Here is a 17,729-nt window from a genome sequence, read left to right as displayed (position 1 = left end):
GGAGGGTATCCGTTTCTGCGAGAAATAGAAGGATAATTTATTAAGTAAAACATATAAAATTCTTATATTTTAAAAAACCCCGGCACCCCTCCCTTTCAGGAGAGTTGCCGGGGTTTGGGCTATTTGCGTTCTATTTCTTATCGGACAAGATCAGTACGCCGCGGCCCGGAACAACAGCGGTGCCGCTGAAGCGCTTGCCGGTCAGCAGGTCGGTGCGTTCAGCTGCACCAATGACTGCGCTCAGCTCGCCTTCGTGATGGTTCAGCAGGAACAGGTAGGATACGCCGTCTTTCACACGCTGTACCGATTCGATTCCTTCCGGTGCGTTTACGAGCGGCTCGATGCCGTTCTCTTCGCACAGATTTCCCAGGAAGCTTCGCAGGAAGCCCGCTTCGGGGCTCGATGCTACATAGTAGGCTTTGCCTTCACCGAAGCTGTTCGCAGTCAATACCGGCATGCCCTTGTAGAAATCGGTACCGTAATGAGCCAGCACTTCTGCCCCTTCGGAATGGATCAGATCGCAGAGCAGATCGCATTTGTAGGTTCCGCTTAACGAACCCCACTCCCCGTTCATCACGATTTCATTGCTCATGTCCGGCAGCAGCGCATCAATCTCCTCGGCCCAGATGCCAAGCACCTTGCGCAGCTCACCCGGATATCCTCCAACTGTAACCAGATCATTTTCATTGACGATCCCGCTGAAGAAGGTTGTCACGAATGTCCCGCCTGCCTTAACGAAGGCCTCCACTTTCTCGGCAAAGCCTGGCTTAATCATATACAACACCGGTGCGATTACGATTTTGTACTTGGACAGGTTCTCTTCAACACCGATCATGTCTGCTTCGATATTCTGCTGATAGAGAGCATTGTAATATTTATGCACTTCTTTTACATAATCAAGGGCTACAGTAGGACCACTCGACAGATCAAGCGCCCAGCGGTTTTCCCAGTCATAGATGATGCCGATCTGCGCTGCACTGCGTGCATCCAGCAGCTTGTCGCCAAGCAGCTCAAGCTCCCGGCCCAGCTCTGCGCATTCGCGGAAGACCCGGGTATGCTCATGACCCACATGCTCAATGACCGCACCGTGATACTTCTCACAGGCACCGATGGAGCGGCGCAGCTGGAAGAACAGCACGGTGTCCGCACCGCGTGCTACCGCCTGGTAACTCCACAGACGCATCACACCGGGACGTTTCAGTGAGTTGTACGGCATCCAGTTCTGCTGGCTCGGCGTCTGCTCCATCAGCATGAACGGCTGTCCGTTCTTCAGCCCGCGCATCAGATCATGCGTCATTGCCGTATGGCTGACCGGAGTGTCCAGAGCCGGATAATTATCCCATGAGATGATGTCCATATGCTTAGCCCACTCGAAATAATCCAGCTCCGGGTAGAAGCCCATCAGGTTGGTCGTTACCGGAATATCCTTACTGTGCTCCCTGATCGCCTCTTTCTCAATTTTGTAACACTCCAGCAGGCTGTAAGACATGAACCGGCGGTAGTCGAGGGAAATCCCCTGAAAGTTAGTCCGGTTGCCGTTCCACTCTTCACTCAGTTCATTTGGAACAACAATTTCTTCCCAGTCATAGAAGGTATGGCCCCAGAAGCGGGTATTCCAGGCTTTGTTCAGGGCATCAAGTGAGCCGTAACGCTCCTTCAGCCAGACGCGGAAAGCCGCCGCAGACTGCTCGGAATAATCATAGCCTCCATATTCATTGGAGATATGCCAGGCCACCAGAGCTGGATGATCCTTATAGCGTTCAGCCAGCTTGCCGGCCAGTTTGGCTGCATATTTGCGGTACACCGGACTGTTCGGATTAGAGTTATGGCGTCCGCCGAATTTGCGCTTTCTGCCCTGTACATCCACACGGGTCACTTCAGGATAGCGGTGTGCCATCCATGCCGGATGCGCTCCAGTGCCTGTGGCCAGACATACATAGGTTCCATTCTTATATAGGCGGTCCATCAGTTCATCCAGTCCGGTGAAATCATATACGTCCTCAGACGGCTGAATAAGGGCCCATGAAAATACATTAATGGTCGCGACGTCGATTCCCGCCAGCTTGAACATCCGTTCATCCTCTGCCCAAACCGGGGCGTCCCATTGCTCGGGGTTGTAGTCTCCACCATACCAAATCTTCGGCAATTTATCGTTGATCACACATCGCACTTCCTTTATAGTATAAGTATATTCTTAGTTTAACCTTTAAACTTAGTGCGATAAATATAAAATTTTTGCCATCGGATATAATAATATGGTACTACAAAGAGGTGCTTCTCATTGTTAATGTCAGCCCCCCGCAGAATTGTATTTGCCCAGGAGAGCGGCCAGCAGCTGCCAATCACTCTGGATAGCATGGGGTACAATCCGTATCAGGAACAGGAACAGGTATCGCGGCCGGACGGCTATCATGTCTATCACTGGCTGCAGACGGCTGCGGGTGAAGGGATTATTCATTTCGAGAATAAAAAACTCACGCTTGCCGAAGGCAGCGGTGTGCTGCTGCTGCCGGGTACCCCGCACCGGTATGAATCCCTTTCCTCCCAGCCTTGGTGCACCTATTATCTCACTTTCGGCGGCAGCTCATCCCGGCACATCCTTGAGTCTTTAAGTATGCATTCTAATTCTTTCTACCGCTGGGAAAGTGAAGCACCGCTAACCCGCATGCTGCAGGAAATGCTTGACCGGTACGATGCAGCCGCAGACATGTTCAGCCTCGGCGTGTCCACCGATGCTTACCGCTTCCTGCTCACTCTCAGTAAATACGGACAGCTGCATAACAACACTGCAATTTCGCGAAACGTAGACAAGCTGCAGCCGCTCCTGAAATGGATGGACAGCCACTACGGTGATCCCCGCATCGGGCTGTATGACCTTGCTTCCCAGCTTGAGGTATCAGGCCGGTATCTCAACAGCCTGTTCCTGCAGACCTTCGGGCTATCTCCCTACGCCTATTTCGTCCGCTTACGCATCCGCAAGAGCAAGGAACTGCTCGTAAGCCAGCCGGACCTGACAGTAAAAGCGATCTCCCAGCTCGTCGGCTTCCGCGATGTCAGTCACTTTGTGGCCACCTTCCGCAAGCAGTCGGGGACGACGCCGGATCAGTTCCGGCGGCTGCACTGAATTCATGAGAACATACAAACAGCGGCACCCGGGTGATAATCCCCGGGTGCCGCTGTTTTCGTTTATGTGGACGGTTTGAGCCCAATGCCTGCCCCGTCTCTAATTACTAGCCGTTCCCCTGCCTTCAGCCGCCAGAATGTCTGTCCTGCATACCGCTTCCGGCAGATGCACCTTCAGCTCCTCCATGAACTCCCGGAAAGCACTCGTTATATACAGATCACGCCGCCGGATGAATACTGTCGGCACCTCGGCGTACCGCTCCGGAAACGGATAGCAGGAGATGCCTTCCGTAATATTCATCCGTCTGAAATAAGATACCGGCAGCACTGCATATCCTATGCCGGCCCTTACGCAGCCAAGCAAACCTTCCATGGTCCCGAACTCCATTACCTTCCCCAGCCGGAAGCCTTCTTCCCTGAGCCACTCCTCAAGCCTCGCCCGGTAGAGGCATTCTGCATTCAGTATCAGCAGCGTCTTATCATGGATCGAAGAGAGCCCCCGATAACCGATCGTATCTGGAATGACCAGTCCCAGCTGCTCGTGGATGACCAGCTCCTGTACGATCTCCGGATGTTCGACGGGCCCGTCCATGAACGCCCCGTGTACCACATGCTGCAGGACAGAATCGATCAGATCCGCCGCCCGTCCGATCTGCAGATGAACCTCGACATCCGGGTAACAGCCGCGGTAAGCGGACAGGATCGCAGGCAGCCGTACGGCAGCAGTCGTATCGGAGCCAACCGTAATGGTTCCCTTCGGAACCGGCGAATCAAGAACTGCCTGCTGTGCTTCCTCCAGCAGATTAAATATCCTAACCGTATATTCCATGAGCGTCTGTCCGGCTGAAGTCAAGGTGATGCCCCGGCTATGCCGGTAAAAAAGCGGAGTCCTCAGCTCCTGCTCCAGCTGCTGAATTCTCGCCGTCACATTCGACTGCACATAATTCAGGCTTTGGGCCGCTTTGGAAATGCTCCCTTCCTCGGCAACCGCCTGAAACACTTTAAGAAGTCCAATATCCATCATCCGCCCTCTCCCCCTCGGATCAGCCATCAGCCGCAGTGATGCCCTCCATCATTTCCCTTCATTATACAGGAACTGGTCCATGGAATATGATGAAAATATAAATCAAATTAATTTTAAGAATAAGCTTCCGAAGCGAGTTTTGCGAAGTACCTCAAGGAAGTCTATGCTATCAAAACTTTTAAGGAGTGAGTAAAGTGGAAAACAAACGCTGGAGCTTTAGAATTCCCGGAGACCCGGAAGGCAGCCTTAAGGATATCGATATCAGCGAAATCAAAAGTGTTTATGATTTGCTGGATCTCATGCGGAAGGACGAAGTTCAGACCACACCGCAGATACAGGCTTCAAGGCTGAATACCAAGCCGATGGCCAAGCTGATTCCCTTCATCTCACGTATGACGGATAAAAGACGCCATCCATCCGCATGATCCCGGTTACCCGGATGCTTCAGCCTTCTGTCCCGAGAATCTCTACGCCGTACGGGGCAAGCACAACCGGCCCTGAACGTACGGCTCCGGTCAGCTCACAGCGATAAGGCTTGTCCAGCTTCACCGTCTGCTCTGCCTTGCTGAGATTCAGCAGAAACAGGAAGCTGCCGTTCTCTCCGCTGCGGACCGTAGCCTGGACGCCCTCCGGCAGACCAGCAAAGCGCAGCAGGCCAAGCTTGTCTGCAAGCCCCGCCAGCAGCATGGACCAATAATTTTCTCCGGCATGGGTCCCGAAGTAATAGACCTGGCCTTTGCCGAAGCTGTTGACCGTGATCGCCGCAGTTCCCGCATAGAAATCATCGTTATACCAGGCGATGGGCTCTGCGGTAACCGGAGTGAGCAGGTCGCACCACTGGCTGCATTCGAAGGTATTGCCCTGCCCGTCCAGGAGGATATGCACATCCCCGCCAACCGGATCATATTCCTTGACCCACACTCCGGCTGCACGGCTCAGCATGCCAGGCAGCGGCTGCATCACACAAATATTATTGATATTCTTCACACCGCTGCGGTTTGTCAGAATCAAGGTACCGCCCTTAAGAGCAAAAGCTTCAAGCTGCGCAGCCAGCTCCTCACTTAACAGATAAAGGCTTGGTGCAATGACCAGCTTATATTTCTCCAGCGGCTCACCTGCCTGGATAACATCACATCCGATACCCAGCTTGGTCAGTACACGGTGATACTGCTTGATATTCTCGTAGTAATCCATTCCCTCGGCCTGCGGCTGGATGTCCAGCGCCGCCTTCTGTTCATGGGAATGAAGTATGGCCACCTCATGCTTAAGCTCCGTTCCCTTAAGCTTATCGGCTAACGCGTTTACTTCATAGCATAGCCGGCCGAACTCTGCAAACCTGCGGCCCGGCACATTGCTGTGGTCGATCAGGCCATGCCAGTACTGCTCTGCACCCGCAACCGCACTTCTCCAGCGGAAGTGGACCACGGTATCCGCTCCACGCGCGATGGCCTGCCAGGCATAAGCCCGGATAAAGCCGGGATACGGTGTGCGCCACATCGGCATCCAGCACCCGGGCGGACCGCTCAGCTGCTCCATGATCCAGAAATTCTTCCGCTTGATTCCCCTTGTCACATCCAGCGACAAGGCTCCGCTGTAGGGCGTCGTTGCCTGCTTGTTAGGAGAGGTATTCGGATAATAGTCAAATGATGCCACATCCAGCCCAGCGCCGACCGCATACATATCCAGCCGCTGGGGATAGCTGTGGAAGTTATGGGTGATGAAATGATCCGGACACTCCGCACGCAGCACATCAATCTGCGTCTGCTGGAACTTCACCACCGAATCCCACTGGAACCGCTGGAAGTCCAGCAGCAGCGAAGGATTCTGGAACGGAGATCCGCCATAAGGGACCGTCAGCTCCTGCCAGTCGCTGTATTCCCCGCTCCATACTACCGTTCCCCATTCTGCATTCACATGTTCGAGCGTCTTATACTTGTCCTGCACCCAGTCGCGGAAAGCCTCATTACATCTGTCACAGTGGCAGTCAATCATGCCGAATTCATTGTCAGTCTGCCAGCCGATGACCGCGGGATGACTGCTGTAATGACGGGCCAGCTTGTTGACAATCCGCGTGCCGTATTTCAGCAGTGACCCGCTATTGTAACAGCGGTGCCCGCGCACGCCGGGATGAAAGGTCTGTCCGTCTGCAAATACCGGCAGCACATCGGGATATCCTGTCGTTAGCCAGCGCGGAGGTGTTGCTGTAGGTGTTCCGATCACCACCTGCAGCCCATAGCGGTGCAGAGCATCAATCGCCCGGTCCAGCCAGGCAAAATCAAAGTTTCCTTCGACAGGCTCCAGCCGGCTCCAGGCGAACTCGGCCACCCGGACCACTTTCACTCCGGTCTCCTTCATTAATTGCATATCCGCTTCCCATAAGGATTCTTCCCAATGCTCCGGGTAATAATCGACACCGATTTGAACATTGCTGTAGCTGAGCATTTCCATCTCCCCTTCTCCCTTCCCGTATGCGCTCCATCTTACCAAAAAGGCGCCCCCGCCTCACATCAATAATGAGTTAGACGGGTAGCGCCCTGGCAAATCCACTTTATCCAATTACCGGTCCTTTAGAGGACTCTCTTTATGGTCACGGGATCTTTATTTCTTCAGCTTGTCCCAAGCCGCTTGCATAGAAGCTTCCCAGCCGGCTTCGTCGACTTTACCAGCAATCAGCTGCTGAATCGAGCTGGCGAATTCTTGGGTCACACCATCAGGGAATTTCGAAGCCTGCAGTCCGTATACTTTACCTTCTTTGACATAGTTCCATACATCAGCACCAAGAAGACCGATATCTTCAGGTGTTGCTGGAATAGTGGACAGGGCAGGGATGAATTTCCATTTTTTCACGATATACTCTTTACCCATGTCAGAAGTTACGAGCCAGTTCAGGAAAGTCTTAGCTTCTTCCTTCGAACCGGAATCCTTGTTAACGACCAGGTTAGCCGGAACGCCTACAGACAGCTTATCATTCATCGCAGCATCGTCGTTGATTGGCATAGGGAACATACCGATGTTCATGTCCGGAGTGATGCCGTCAACCAGAGTCTGTGCCCAGTTGCCTTCCTGCATCATAGCCGTTTCGCCATTAGCGAACATAGCCAGGTGAGTATTAGCATCTGTAGTCAAAGGATTTTTCTGTCCGTATTTTACAGTCAGGTTGAGCAGATTGCTCCAATCCTTAAATTTCTCGTTGCCCACGATTGTGGAAGTTCCTGCATTCAGTCCGCTGATGAACTCATCCACATTGTCTTGTTGCGCAAAAGCTACGCTGATGCCCTGGATACCCAGCAGCCACCATTCCTGATACGCGTTGCCGAAAGGAATAACATCGATCGCCTGCAGTTTTTTGGCAGCCTCTTCCAGCTCGGTGATTGTTTTTGGAGTTTCAGTGATACCTGCTTTTGCGAACAGGTCTTTGTTGTATACAAAACCGATACCTTCAAGGTTCATCGGCATACCGTAGGTTTTGCCGTCTTTGGTCATTGGCTCAGCGGCCAAAGGAATCAGATCCTTAACCCATGGCTGATCGGACAGGTCCTCCAGCTTGTCTGCCCAAAGATTCATTTCGGCATAACCGCCGTTACTGAAAATATCAGGAGCATCGCCGGAAGCGAATTTGGTTTTCAGGGCTGCTGCATAGTCTGCTCCGCCGCCGACAGTCTGGATGTCCAGCTTGATGTTTGGATATTCCTTTTCAAACTCTACTTTCAGCTCATTGAGGCCTTCAACGATTTCGGTTTTGAACTGGAAGATCTTAACCGTTTTCACTTCTCCGGAAGCAGCGTTGCCAGCGCTTCCATTTTGTGTGTTATTTGAAGCGGTGTTGTTGTTACCGCCACACGCCGCGAGTACGACAGACATCAGCATAACGCTGGACATCATCACTGCAGAACGTTTCTTCATCATTCTATTTTCCCCCTAGATAAGTTTAACTGCCTAAATATTATTTGGAACGTGGACTCCGTGAAGGTTAACCCTTCACCGAGCCCGCCGCTATTCCCTCAACAATGTAACGCTGCATGAACAGATAGAAAATTACAATAGGTGCTACGCCGATCGTAAGTGCCGGGAGCGCCATATCCCATTGCTTCGTATATTGGCCGAAGAACGAGAAGGTTGCCAGTGGAATGGTCCGCAGATTAGGTGCCTGAAGAATCAGAGACGGCAGCAGATAGTCATTCCAAATCCCAAGTGCATTCAGGACGATGGTTGTCATCAGCATCGGCTTCAGCAGTGGAAGCACAATCCGGAAGAACACCGTAATCGGATTACAGCCGTCGACTGTAGCCGCCTCTTCGATTTCAAGCGGTACCGATTTGATGAACCCGTGGAACAGGAAGATCGCCATCGGAATACTGAGGCCCAAGTTGGTGATCAAGAGACCCGGAATGGAGTTGTTCACACCCAGGACGTTTACAACCTTCAGGATCGGAATCATGATGGTCTGGAACGGTACCACCATTGCCGCCACGAACAGCAGCAGCAGGATCTTATTGAACTTCGTATCCGCACGGACCATCCGGTACGCAGCCATTGCGCTGAACAAAGAGATCAGGATGACACTGATTACCGTTACAATGAGGGAGTTGCGGAACGCTTCACCGAAGCGGGCCAGCTTCCAGGCATTGGAATAGTTGGACCACATGAATTCCTGCGGCCAGCTTGCCGCATTGCTGAGAATTTCGCCAAATGATTTCACGGAGTTCGCCAGCAGGAAATAAAACGGAGCGAGGAAGAGCAGGGCAAGCAGGATCATCAGCACTTCAATCCCGATATTCCATCTGCTTTTTGACTTTGCATTCATTAAGCCTCAACCTCCTTGCTCTTCGTTACACGGACCTGAATCATCGTGATTACCGCTACAATTACAAAGAACAGCAGCGCTTTTGCCGTACCCAGACCGTAACGGTTGTTCAGGAAGGCTTCATTATAAATGTTCATCGCTACAGATTCCGTTGATTTAAACGGTCCGCCTTTGGTCAGCGACAGGTTAAGGTCGAACATTTTGAACGACCAGGAAATGGCCAGGAACAAGCCGATAGTTACCGCAGGCATAATCAGCGGAACAACGATGTTGCGGAGCACCTGGAACGGCGAGGCGCCGTCGATGTCAGCAGCTTCAAGCACTTCCTTGGATACGTTGCTGAGCGAAGCGATGTAGATAACCATCAGATAACCGGAGGACTGCCAGACGAATACCATGATGATTGCCCAGAAGCCGGTCGTTGCATCACCAAGCCAAGGAAGATTAAAGAACGGCCAGCCTGTAGTTTCACCGAGAGTGGCAAAACCTTTGATAAAAATAAACTGCCATATAAAACCAAGCAGTAAGCCCCCGATAACATTCGGCATAAAGAAGATCGTACGGAGCATATTGCGTGTTTTCAGAGGTTTCGTCAACAGGTACGCCAGGAAAAAGCCGACCACGTTGGTCAAAACAACACCTAACAGAGTAAATCTAACGGTAAACCAGAACGATGACCAGAAGTCAGGGTCATTCGTGAAAATATTTTTGAAGTTATCAAATCCTACCCAGCTTACATTTCCCGATACTCCGTTCCAGTCGGTGAAGGAATAATACATCCCCATCAGAAATGGAATAATCATGACTACAGAGAAAAACAGAACTGCCGGACCAACGAAAAAAAGCTGTTGACCGAATTGGGACAACTTATGACCTCGCATGAATTGGCCCCCCCTTTCTTTTACTCACTCACTTGTTTATGATCTAAAGATATTATCCGTTTTTTTGCGGACCTCTTACACCTACGCAAGTGATCTTTCAGGTGTAAAATATTGATCGGATGTGACAAGAATCGATGAAATGGAACAATATCCGCACCAAACTGATCCTTTTTTTACTCCTTCCAACCTTGATTTGTATTATGGCGACGATGTATATCAGCTATTCATATACAACCCAGTCGCTGAGAACACGAGCCGTGGACGAGAACAAAAACCTGCTCTATCAAGGCTCCAAAAATATTAACAGCCTGATTCAGGAGGTCAACCGGCTGTCGCTGAGCGTATACTCCGATTCGGATTTTTACCGTCTGCTAGAAGCCGGTTATGATGACCTGTCTTCCGATATCGCAATCTATAATTCACTTAGTTACATCTCTACTTCGCTGCCCGACATCTCGCAGGTATACTTATACGGTGTCAAGGACGGCAAAGCCACGCTGATTACCGATAACACAACGCCCAAGCGCTGGCTGGTGAACATGCCGTATCTGGAATCCAACATTACTGGCAGTTCTCCGGTAAGTGTCCAGAGTACCCACATCAGCAATGCTTACGGGCTGAACCTGCCTTTGATCCAGTTCACGCCTGAGCCGGTCTTTACCTTACACCGCAGAATTGAGCTCATTCCTTCTTCGGAAGCACTCGGCTATCTGTCGATTGATGTCAAGCTGACGGCGCTTGCCGAAATTGTCGACCAGCTGTATGAGCAGGATCAGGAGAAGACCTATGTAGTGGACAGTGACGGTACACTGGTGTACGGCCAGGATGCCGATTCGCTCGGCAAGCCGCTGAATGCAGCATGGTACAGTAAGCAGATTGCTGCGAATGCTGGGGCTCAGGGTTATTTTGAGGAAGGCGGGTCTGTGTTCATTTATCAAAAGGTGGAAGGCACCGGCCTGAACTGGACGCTGGTCAAGCAGATCCCGGTGTCCTACCTGTTCCGCGAAGCGAAGGAAGCCGCAGGCATCAACCTGCTGCTCCTCTTCCTCCTAATGACCATGATTATTGCTCTAACCATCTTCATCTCTTTCCGGATCACTGCCCCGATCAAGCAGCTGACCCGGTACATGAATCAGGTACGGACCGGTAATCTGGAGGTGGAGATCAGCCCGGCGGGCAATGATGAGATCGGTGTGCTGACCGAGCATTTCCGCAGCATGATGGATACGATCAACAATCTGATTTTGCGGGAATACCGGCTGGAGCTGTCCAATAAAACCAATGAGCTAAGGGCACTGCAGTCGCAAATCAATCCGCATTTTCTCAACAACACCCTGCAGATTATCGGTACGCTTGCCCTTGAGATGAAAGTGCCGCAAATCTATGCCCTGCTGTCAGCGCTAGCCAAGATGATGCGTTACAGCATGTACAATGACGAGAAGATTGTCACTATTCAAAATGAACTGGAGCATGTCAAAGCTTACATCGAGCTGCAAAAGGAGCGTTTTGAAAATAAATTCAGTTTCCGCTACGATATGGAGGAGCCGCTGCTGAATGCGCTGATGCCCAAAATGATCCTCCAGCCGATTGTTGAAAATTACTTCAAGCACGGCTTCAATCTGTCGCGCAGTGATGGATCAATCGAGATTACGGCAGCCCGGCTGGCAACAGGAAGAATGGAAATCATGATTCGGAATAACGGCAACGTCATCCCTTTGGCAAAACTAGAAAAGCTCCGGCAGGAGCTGGAGCAGCCTGCTCCGCTCGACGTCACCGCCGTGAAGAGCAGTGACAGCAGGCGGGATGCGCCAGGCGCAGGAATCGGCCTTGGCAATGTACTCGCACGCCTGCGGCTTGTCTGCGGGGATGACGCTGCGCTGACAGTGGACAATCTGCCTGAGGGCGGGGTCCTGATAAGACTGGAAATTGAAATACTAACGGAGAGTGAACGGATATGAAGGCGCTGATTGTGGATGATGAAGCGAGAGTCAGAAAGGCGGTCCGGCTGCTGGTCGACTGGGACGCCCATCAGATCGATGAAATTCTGGAAGCGGGAAACGGCAATGAAGCCATTGAAGTGATCCGCGGGCAAAAGCCGGCTCTGGTGATCATGGATATGATGATGGAATCGGGGAGCGGCATTGAGCTGATGACCTGGGTGAATGAGTTTGCCGGGAATACGAAGTTTATTGTAGTCAGCGGGCATAATGATTTTGAGTTTGTACGCCAGACGGTCCGGCATGGAGGAATCGACTATATTCTCAAGCCCATTGAGGCGGATGCCATCAATACAGCCGTGTCCAAGGCGGTTGCCGCCTGGCGCTCAGAGGAAGAAGAACGCAGCCACCGGCAGCAGCAGAGCATCCGGCTGAATGAGATCAAACCGATCTACGGGGAACGGCTACTGTCGGCACTGATTGATGATCCCGTTACTTCTGAGACCTCCCTCCGCCGGCTTGTCGCTGAGAACGTCATTCCCGGTAATGCAGGGTCCTCCCGGCTAATTCTTGTACAGACCGATGCGGGCAATAATCAGCTGCTCAAAAGATTCGGCGGAGACAGCGAGCTGCTCTATTATGCCATCGTCAATATTTGCAATGAGTTCTTGCAGCCCCAGAAGAAAGGGATCGCTTTCCGCTACTGGGGAGGGCCGCCGGAAATCGCCATCCTGCTATGGGATGTCCAGGAATCGGTACTGGAGCTGATCAGCCGGATCAATCAAGGTATCTTCCGGACGCTGCAGTTCCGGATGCATTTTGGGATCAGCAGTGCGGGCAGCCTGCCAGGCCAGCTTGCACAGCAGCGATCGGAAGCTTTGGATGCCCTGATGCGGCGGAATCTGCTCCGGCATGAGGATTATTGCCACTTCGCTTCCTCTGCCGGAGAGCATAGCAAGGCTGAACAAGCAGCCGGAGCCGACGGCTCCAGGGCGATCTTCGCCCATGTCCAGGAGGACTGGAGGATGGCCGTTATCAGCGGGAATACAGAGGCCTTGTCCGCTGCAGCCCAGCACTGGATTGATGAGCTGAGCCGCGGGGGCGTGGTAACGCCGGAAATGCTGGGCTCCTGGAAAGCCGATGCCCTGCTGTTCCGCTCCCGGCTCGTACGCGAAGCGCTGGGCGGGGAAGCCGACAGTGCTCTGGCTGAACTGGAGCTGGCCGACCGGCACAATCCTGCTCCTTATGCCAATGGCTATTCCTTCTCGCTGTTCGCCTGGCGCGACTGGTCCTTCGCCTTGATGCAGCGCCTGTCGCAGGAGCTGTCGGCAAGGCAGATCAAGGAACGTAACCCGCTAACAGAAATCGTCAAATATATCGAGCAGAACTATCAGTCCGACCTGTCGCTGCAGGAGGTCGCCGGCAGATTCTATGTCAGCCGCGAATACGTCTCCCGCAAATTCAAGCAGGAATACGGCATTAATTTCTCCGACTACATCGGCAGCGTCAGAATCAATAAAGCTAAGCTGCTGCTGCAGAATCCGAACCTCAAGCTGTCACAAATCTCGGAAATGGTCGGCTTCCACGATGTGAAGTACTTCAGTAAAGTGTTCAAGAAGCAGGTCGGCAGCTCACCCAAGGACTATCGTACACAAATCCCGCTTTAACAGGCTATACGATTTTAATTTTCAAATGGGGCAATTGTCCATACACGAATGGGGGAAGGTGCATATCATGGGTTTGTAAGATGATAATGCGAAGGGGGTAAAGCAATGAGCGGTTGCGCAAATGTAGGTGGTATGATTACTTCTACTACTACAATCCTGGTGCTTTATATTCTGCTGGTGATCATTCTTAAAACATTCTAAGTGTTGTAAGCCTAAAAAAGTAGAGCCTGCAATTGCAGGCTCTACTGGGAATTACGTGTACAATAAAGTAATAACAAGCAATTCGAAAAGCACCAGGGCTAGAATCGCTTCATCGCTGCCCCCAAAGAAGGCGCGTTGTCCTCCATGACTCTGCACGCCCAAATATAACATCCCTCTATCACAGCCCAAAATTCTTCCCGTTACGACCTGACCGTCAATTGTCTGCACCCGGACGAATTGGTTTACATGTTGTCTACATATACCGTGTAAGTGATGTCTAACCGATTTCATGGTTTGAACATAATTTTGATCTGCCTGATACAGCACTTTCGGCTGCATTCCCACTTGAATACCCATTGCAGGCACACTACCCTTCTGTTAAAAGTAATACATAGTATGCCTAGCAAGCTTGTAGTGTTCTTTATCTATTTTTCCCGTACCAAGCCAGAAAAGCTTCTGCTACCGCCTTGCCGGCGTTCCCGTTCGGATGCGGATCAAACTCATTGCTCATGTATTCCGGTTTGATCCTGTGATCAGCCGGAGCCGGTACAGACAGTACTGCTGCAATGTCGAACACACGGTTCACACCAGCCGGAGGGTTAGTGAGAATCGTCTCATTCACCTTACGCCAGGATACTTCCCGTTCTTCTTCGAAATTGAACGGCGGCACGGTGCTGAGGATAATCTCTGCGTTGGTGTTCGCCTCTTTAATCTTCCCGATTATCGCCGTCAGGTCGCCGAGCAGTTCCTCTGCACTGCGCTTGCCGATATCCAGATCGTTGACCCCGAGTACAATCAGTACCTCATCGCCCTGCTTAGCCTTATTCAGCCACGCCCCGTCGGCAGCAACGTCATAAGCTCTGCCCCAGCCTGAACCGATATTCCACAGTCCGTAATCCGTCCCCAGACCTTCGGCGATCCGCGCCGCCCAATAGCTGTAGGCATCCTTCTCTGTCCGGACTCCCTGTGTGATCGAATCCCCCAGGAATACCAGCTTCTTCGCCACCTGCTTCTTGTATCCGATATAGCTTGGCATGACCAGCAGCTTGTCCGATTCGGCAAAGGTATCCGCAGATTCCTGCCCGGCCAGATTGCCGTCTGCATCATATGCGGACACGAGAATACCTTCCACGTTGAACGGGAAGGACTTGCCCGGCGCGGCTGTTCTAAGGGTCCAGGTAAAGACCAGATAATGACCTTCCGGCAAGTCCAGGCTGGCCTCGTCGCTCCAGAACATTTCACCTGCGGCGACATGCTTGCTGTTCTCTCCTGCAAAGGTAACCGGAACCTGCGAGCCTGGAGCTACCGCACCGTCCGGCACAAGTCCGCCGTCAGCGATGTACGCGGCTTCTATGCTCCACTCCCCGCCCGGTTCGCTGCCGCTGGCCTCCTGCCCCATATCCCAGGTGGAATCGACACTGTTGCTGTGCCAGAATTTCAGCGTCAAACTGCCGTTTTCCCGCAGGCGGATGTATGTCCGGTAGGTATGAGTGAACATCTCCGGCGCATTCATAATATAATTGGCCGCAGTGGACAGCGCCGTGGCCGAAGAGTAGTCCGCTTCGCTGAGCACTCCGTTGTTATTTTTAATAATCATAGTAATCAATTCTCCTGTCCTGATCCGCATTCATATAGATATTTTGTTTTTCTAAAAAAACTCCCTAATGAACCAGGGACAATGTGTCCCCGGCCATTAGAGAGTCTGATACTGACGGTATAACTTATTTCAATGTAATCGTGAACGATACGGTCTTGCTGCCGCCGTTAACTTGTACAGTTGTTTCATCCGCTTGCTCTGCACCATCTACGGAAGCGATAGCACCCAGATCCTTCACAGCAAATGTGAACGGTTTGCCGCTGCCTTCAGCAGTTACCTTAACGGTGCTGCCTGTGCGTTCAGCTGTCACTGTCAGTTCAGGAGCGCCGTTGATATCACGGACTGTTGCAGCTGTTGTAGCGCCGTCTTCCAGGGAGTACAGGCCGAATTTCACGCCGTCAGCAAAATCATAATCCGGACGGTTATCGACACTGCCTGTGGCCAGCAGCGAGTTCTGGCGTACGAACAGCGGAAGGCTGAAGAAGTCATGCTTTTCTTTGCGCCATGATCCGCCCACTACCGTTTCACCGTTCAGGAGGTGAGTCCAGCGTCCAGCCGGCAGATAGTATTTCACTTCGCCGTTTTCCTGGAAGATTGGAGCTACCAGCAGCTTGTCACCAAGCATGTACTGACGGTCAAGCACTTCGCAGGTAGGATCTTCAGGGAATTCCATGACCATGGCCCGCATCGAAGCCCAGCCCTGTTCATGCGCCTGTCCGGCCACATCATACAGGTAAGGCATCAGGCTGCATTTGAGCTTGGTGAAGAACCGGGTAACATCCACCGCTTCGTCATCGTAAGCCCAAGGCACACGGTACGAGGTGCTGCCGTGCAGACGGCTGTGGCTGGAGAGCAGGCCGAAGGCCAGCCAGCGTTTGAAGACATGCGCCGGAGCGGTATTTTCGAAGCCGCCGATATCATGGCTCCAGAAGCCGAAGCCGGACAGACCGAGCGACAAGCCGCCGCGCAGGCTTTCTGCCATGGACTCATAATCTGCGTAGCAGTCGCCGCCCCAGTGTACCGGGAACTGCTGCCCGCCGGCTGTGGCCGAACGTGCGAAGACAGCTGCTTCATTTTTGCCGAGCTTCTCTTCCAATACATCAAAGACCACTTTATTGTACAGCTGAGTGTAATAGTTATGCATTTTCTGCGGATCGGAGCCGTCGAAGTACACGACATCTGTAGGAATCCGTTCGCCGAAGTCTGTTTTGAAGCTGTCTACGCCCATATCCACCAGACCACGCAGGTATCCTGCATACCATTCACAAGCCGCAGGGTTCGTAAAGTCTACGAGTCCCATACCTGCCTGCCATAGATCGGTTTGATATACATCGCCGTTGGCTTTTTTGATCAGGTAGCCGTTCTTCTTGCCTTCTTCAAACAGCGGTGAACGCTGTCCGATATAGGAGTTGATCCAGACGCAGATTTTCAGTCCTTTTTCCTTCAGGCGTTTCAGCATGCCTACAGGGTCCGGGAATACGCGCTCGTCCCACTGGAAATCGGTCCATTGGTATTCACGCATCCAGAAGCAGTCGAAGTGGAAGACATGCAGCGGCAGATCGCGTTCAGCCATACCTTCAACGAAGGAGTTAACCGTTGCTTCATCATAGTCTGTAGTGAACGAAGTGGTCAGCCACAGGCCGAAGGTCCATGCCGGCGGAAGGGCAGGCTTGCCGGTTAGCGAAGTGTATTTGCTGATGACCTCTTTGATCGTAGGCCCTTCAATCACGAAATATTCCAGGCTCTCTCCAGCTACGCTGAATTGGGCTTTTTTCACTTTTTCCGAAGCGATTTCATAAGAAACCAGTTCAGGCTGGTTCACAAATACGCCGTAGCCTTTGCTGGTTACATAGAACGGAATGTTCTTGTACGCCTGCTCGGAGCTGGTGCCGCCGTCTTTATTCCAGATATCAACGACTTGGCCGTTCTTCACAAAAGCAGTGAAACGCTCGCCCAGACCATACACGAATTCGCCTACGCCGATATCCAGCTCCTCACGCATGAACGTGTTGCCGTCCTGGTCGGTGATATAGGCCATTGATTTGTAACCGCTGCCTGTAATGCGCTCGTCACCGCGGTAGAAATCCACGGACCATTGAGTGCCTTTATTGATAACCACACGGAGTCCGCCGCTGATCAGCACGGTTTGGGCTTCGTTTTCTTCAATCTGTACATGGTCGCCGGTTCCCTTGGTCAATTCAAAAGCCGGACCGCGGTCGATCACGCCGTCATTATGAATGATCTTCACACCCACTACACCAGGAAGCGGGGAATGGAATTTAACGGTAAGGAGCGTTGAGTTCAGTGTAGCTGCGCGTCCTGTAATTGGAGTTGTTTGAGTGACTGCTGTCAAACCCTCGGATGTTTTTTCTACTACATAGTTTTGTACTGCGCCATTGATGTTGATTCCGTCACGAACCAGCCAGAGGCCGTCTGTAAATTTCATGTGTGCACTTGCCACCTTTCAATTTGGTGTTTATAGTTGCATTATAACG

The 17,729-nt window shown here is 52.0% G+C and carries 14 protein-coding genes; 5 read left to right on the top strand and 9 right to left on the bottom strand.

The features are described from left to right. Positions 1-130: 130 nt before the first annotated feature. Complete coding sequence (locus QU597_RS04175; RefSeq protein ID WP_310831500.1) at positions 131-2,161, bottom strand: beta-galactosidase; 2,031 nt, start codon at positions 2,159-2,161, stop codon at positions 131-133. A gap of 126 nt (positions 2,162-2,287) precedes the next feature. On the opposite strand from QU597_RS04175, the gene QU597_RS04170 reads away from it, so the two are divergent. Then, the gene (locus QU597_RS04170) at positions 2,288-3,124 is read left to right on the top strand and encodes an AraC family transcriptional regulator (protein ID WP_310833221.1); all 837 of its coding nucleotides are present in this window, start codon (positions 2,288-2,290) and stop codon (positions 3,122-3,124) included. A 99-nt stretch (positions 3,125-3,223) separates the two neighbouring features. Here the strand turns inward: QU597_RS04170 and QU597_RS04165 are convergent, their stop codons facing one another. Beyond that, positions 3,224-4,147 carry a LysR family transcriptional regulator gene (locus tag QU597_RS04165; protein ID WP_310831499.1) on the bottom strand — a complete coding sequence of 308 codons (924 nt, stop codon included), beginning with the start codon at positions 4,145-4,147 and terminating at the stop codon, positions 3,224-3,226. Positions 4,148-4,341: 194 nt separating this feature from the next. Between QU597_RS04165 and QU597_RS04160 the strand changes: the two genes are divergently transcribed. Then, positions 4,342-4,572: a hypothetical protein gene (locus tag QU597_RS04160; protein WP_310831498.1), complete on the top strand. Its 231-nt coding sequence runs from the start codon at positions 4,342-4,344 to the stop codon at positions 4,570-4,572. 19 nt (positions 4,573-4,591) lie between these two features. Here the strand turns inward: QU597_RS04160 and QU597_RS04155 are convergent, their stop codons facing one another. The 4 genes from QU597_RS04155 to QU597_RS04140 form a co-directional block, all read right to left on the bottom strand. Further along, positions 4,592-6,595: a beta-galactosidase gene (locus QU597_RS04155; protein WP_310831497.1), complete on the bottom strand. Its 2,004-nt coding sequence runs from the start codon at positions 6,593-6,595 to the stop codon at positions 4,592-4,594. Positions 6,596-6,745: 150 nt separating this feature from the next. Continuing rightward, a complete protein-coding gene (locus QU597_RS04150) occupies positions 6,746-8,053 on the bottom strand; it encodes an ABC transporter substrate-binding protein (RefSeq protein WP_310831496.1) in 1,308 nt (435 codons plus the stop codon). Positions 8,054-8,117: 64 nt separating this feature from the next. Then, positions 8,118-8,951, bottom strand: a complete 834-nt coding sequence (locus QU597_RS04145; protein WP_310831495.1) for a carbohydrate ABC transporter permease — start codon at positions 8,949-8,951, stop codon at positions 8,118-8,120. Beyond that, positions 8,951-9,832: a carbohydrate ABC transporter permease gene (locus tag QU597_RS04140; protein WP_310831494.1), complete on the bottom strand. Its 882-nt coding sequence runs from the start codon at positions 9,830-9,832 to the stop codon at positions 8,951-8,953. Before QU597_RS04140 ends, QU597_RS04145 begins: the two co-directional genes overlap by 1 nt. 134 nt (positions 9,833-9,966) lie before the next feature. Between QU597_RS04140 and QU597_RS04135 the strand changes: the two genes are divergently transcribed. The 3 genes from QU597_RS04135 (at position 9,967) to QU597_RS04125 (ending at position 13,637) form a co-directional block, all read left to right on the top strand. Further along, positions 9,967-11,790, top strand: coding sequence for a sensor histidine kinase (locus tag QU597_RS04135; protein WP_310831493.1), 1,824 nt, complete (start codon positions 9,967-9,969; stop codon positions 11,788-11,790). After that, positions 11,787-13,436: a helix-turn-helix domain-containing protein gene (locus tag QU597_RS04130; RefSeq protein WP_310831492.1), complete on the top strand. Its 1,650-nt coding sequence runs from the start codon at positions 11,787-11,789 to the stop codon at positions 13,434-13,436. Before QU597_RS04135 ends, QU597_RS04130 begins: the two co-directional genes overlap by 4 nt. Positions 13,437-13,541: 105 nt before the next feature. Continuing rightward, positions 13,542-13,637 (top strand): YjcZ family sporulation protein, encoded by a 96-nt coding sequence (locus QU597_RS04125; RefSeq protein WP_209444101.1) that lies wholly within the window; start codon positions 13,542-13,544, stop codon positions 13,635-13,637. Between the two features lie 51 nt (positions 13,638-13,688). Here QU597_RS04125 and QU597_RS04120 read toward each other — a convergent pair whose 3' ends face one another. The 3 genes from QU597_RS04120 to yicI form a co-directional block, all read right to left on the bottom strand. Beyond that, entirely contained in the window at positions 13,689-13,994 is a 306-nt protein-coding gene (locus QU597_RS04120; RefSeq protein WP_310831491.1) for a hypothetical protein, read from the bottom strand. A 64-nt stretch (positions 13,995-14,058) separates the two neighbouring features. After that, positions 14,059-15,234, bottom strand: coding sequence for an SGNH/GDSL hydrolase family protein (locus tag QU597_RS04115; protein WP_310831490.1), 1,176 nt, complete (start codon positions 15,232-15,234; stop codon positions 14,059-14,061). 124 nt (positions 15,235-15,358) lie between these two features. Next, positions 15,359-17,680 carry an alpha-xylosidase gene (yicI, locus tag QU597_RS04110; protein ID WP_310831489.1) on the bottom strand — a complete coding sequence of 774 codons (2,322 nt, stop codon included), beginning with the start codon at positions 17,678-17,680 and terminating at the stop codon, positions 15,359-15,361. Positions 17,681-17,729 lie beyond the last annotated feature (49 nt).

Origin of the sequence: Paenibacillus pedocola, from assembly GCF_031599675.1 — a bacterium.
Classification (GTDB): domain Bacteria; phylum Bacillota; class Bacilli; order Paenibacillales; family Paenibacillaceae; genus Paenibacillus_AQ; species Paenibacillus_AQ pedocola.
The sequence above is the reverse complement of the archived record's forward strand: the minus strand, read 5'-3'. Positions and strand labels throughout refer to the sequence as shown.

Coding starts and splice junctions, on each gene's coding strand:
- QU597_RS04170 (WP_310833221.1), top strand. CDS start 2,288: ATGTCAGCCCCCCGCAGAATTGTATTTGCCCAGGAGAGCGGCCAGCAG.
- QU597_RS04165 (WP_310831499.1), bottom strand. CDS start 4,147: ATGATGGATATTGGACTTCTTAAAGTGTTTCAGGCGGTTGCCGAGGAA.
- QU597_RS04155 (WP_310831497.1), bottom strand. CDS start 6,595: ATGGAAATGCTCAGCTACAGCAATGTTCAAATCGGTGTCGATTATTAC.
- QU597_RS04150 (WP_310831496.1), bottom strand. CDS start 8,053: ATGATGAAGAAACGTTCTGCAGTGATGATGTCCAGCGTTATGCTGATG.
- QU597_RS04145 (WP_310831495.1), bottom strand. CDS start 8,951: ATGAATGCAAAGTCAAAAAGCAGATGGAATATCGGGATTGAAGTGCTG.
- QU597_RS04140 (WP_310831494.1), bottom strand. CDS start 9,832: ATGCGAGGTCATAAGTTGTCCCAATTCGGTCAACAGCTTTTTTTCGTT.
- QU597_RS04135 (WP_310831493.1), top strand. CDS start 9,967: ATGAAATGGAACAATATCCGCACCAAACTGATCCTTTTTTTACTCCTT.
- QU597_RS04130 (WP_310831492.1), top strand. CDS start 11,787: ATGAAGGCGCTGATTGTGGATGATGAAGCGAGAGTCAGAAAGGCGGTC.
- QU597_RS04125 (WP_209444101.1), top strand. CDS start 13,542: ATGAGCGGTTGCGCAAATGTAGGTGGTATGATTACTTCTACTACTACA.
- QU597_RS04120 (WP_310831491.1), bottom strand. CDS start 13,994: ATGGGTATTCAAGTGGGAATGCAGCCGAAAGTGCTGTATCAGGCAGAT.
- QU597_RS04115 (WP_310831490.1), bottom strand. CDS start 15,234: ATGATTATTAAAAATAACAACGGAGTGCTCAGCGAAGCGGACTACTCT.
- yicI (WP_310831489.1), bottom strand. CDS start 17,680: ATGAAATTTACAGACGGCCTCTGGCTGGTTCGTGACGGAATCAACATC.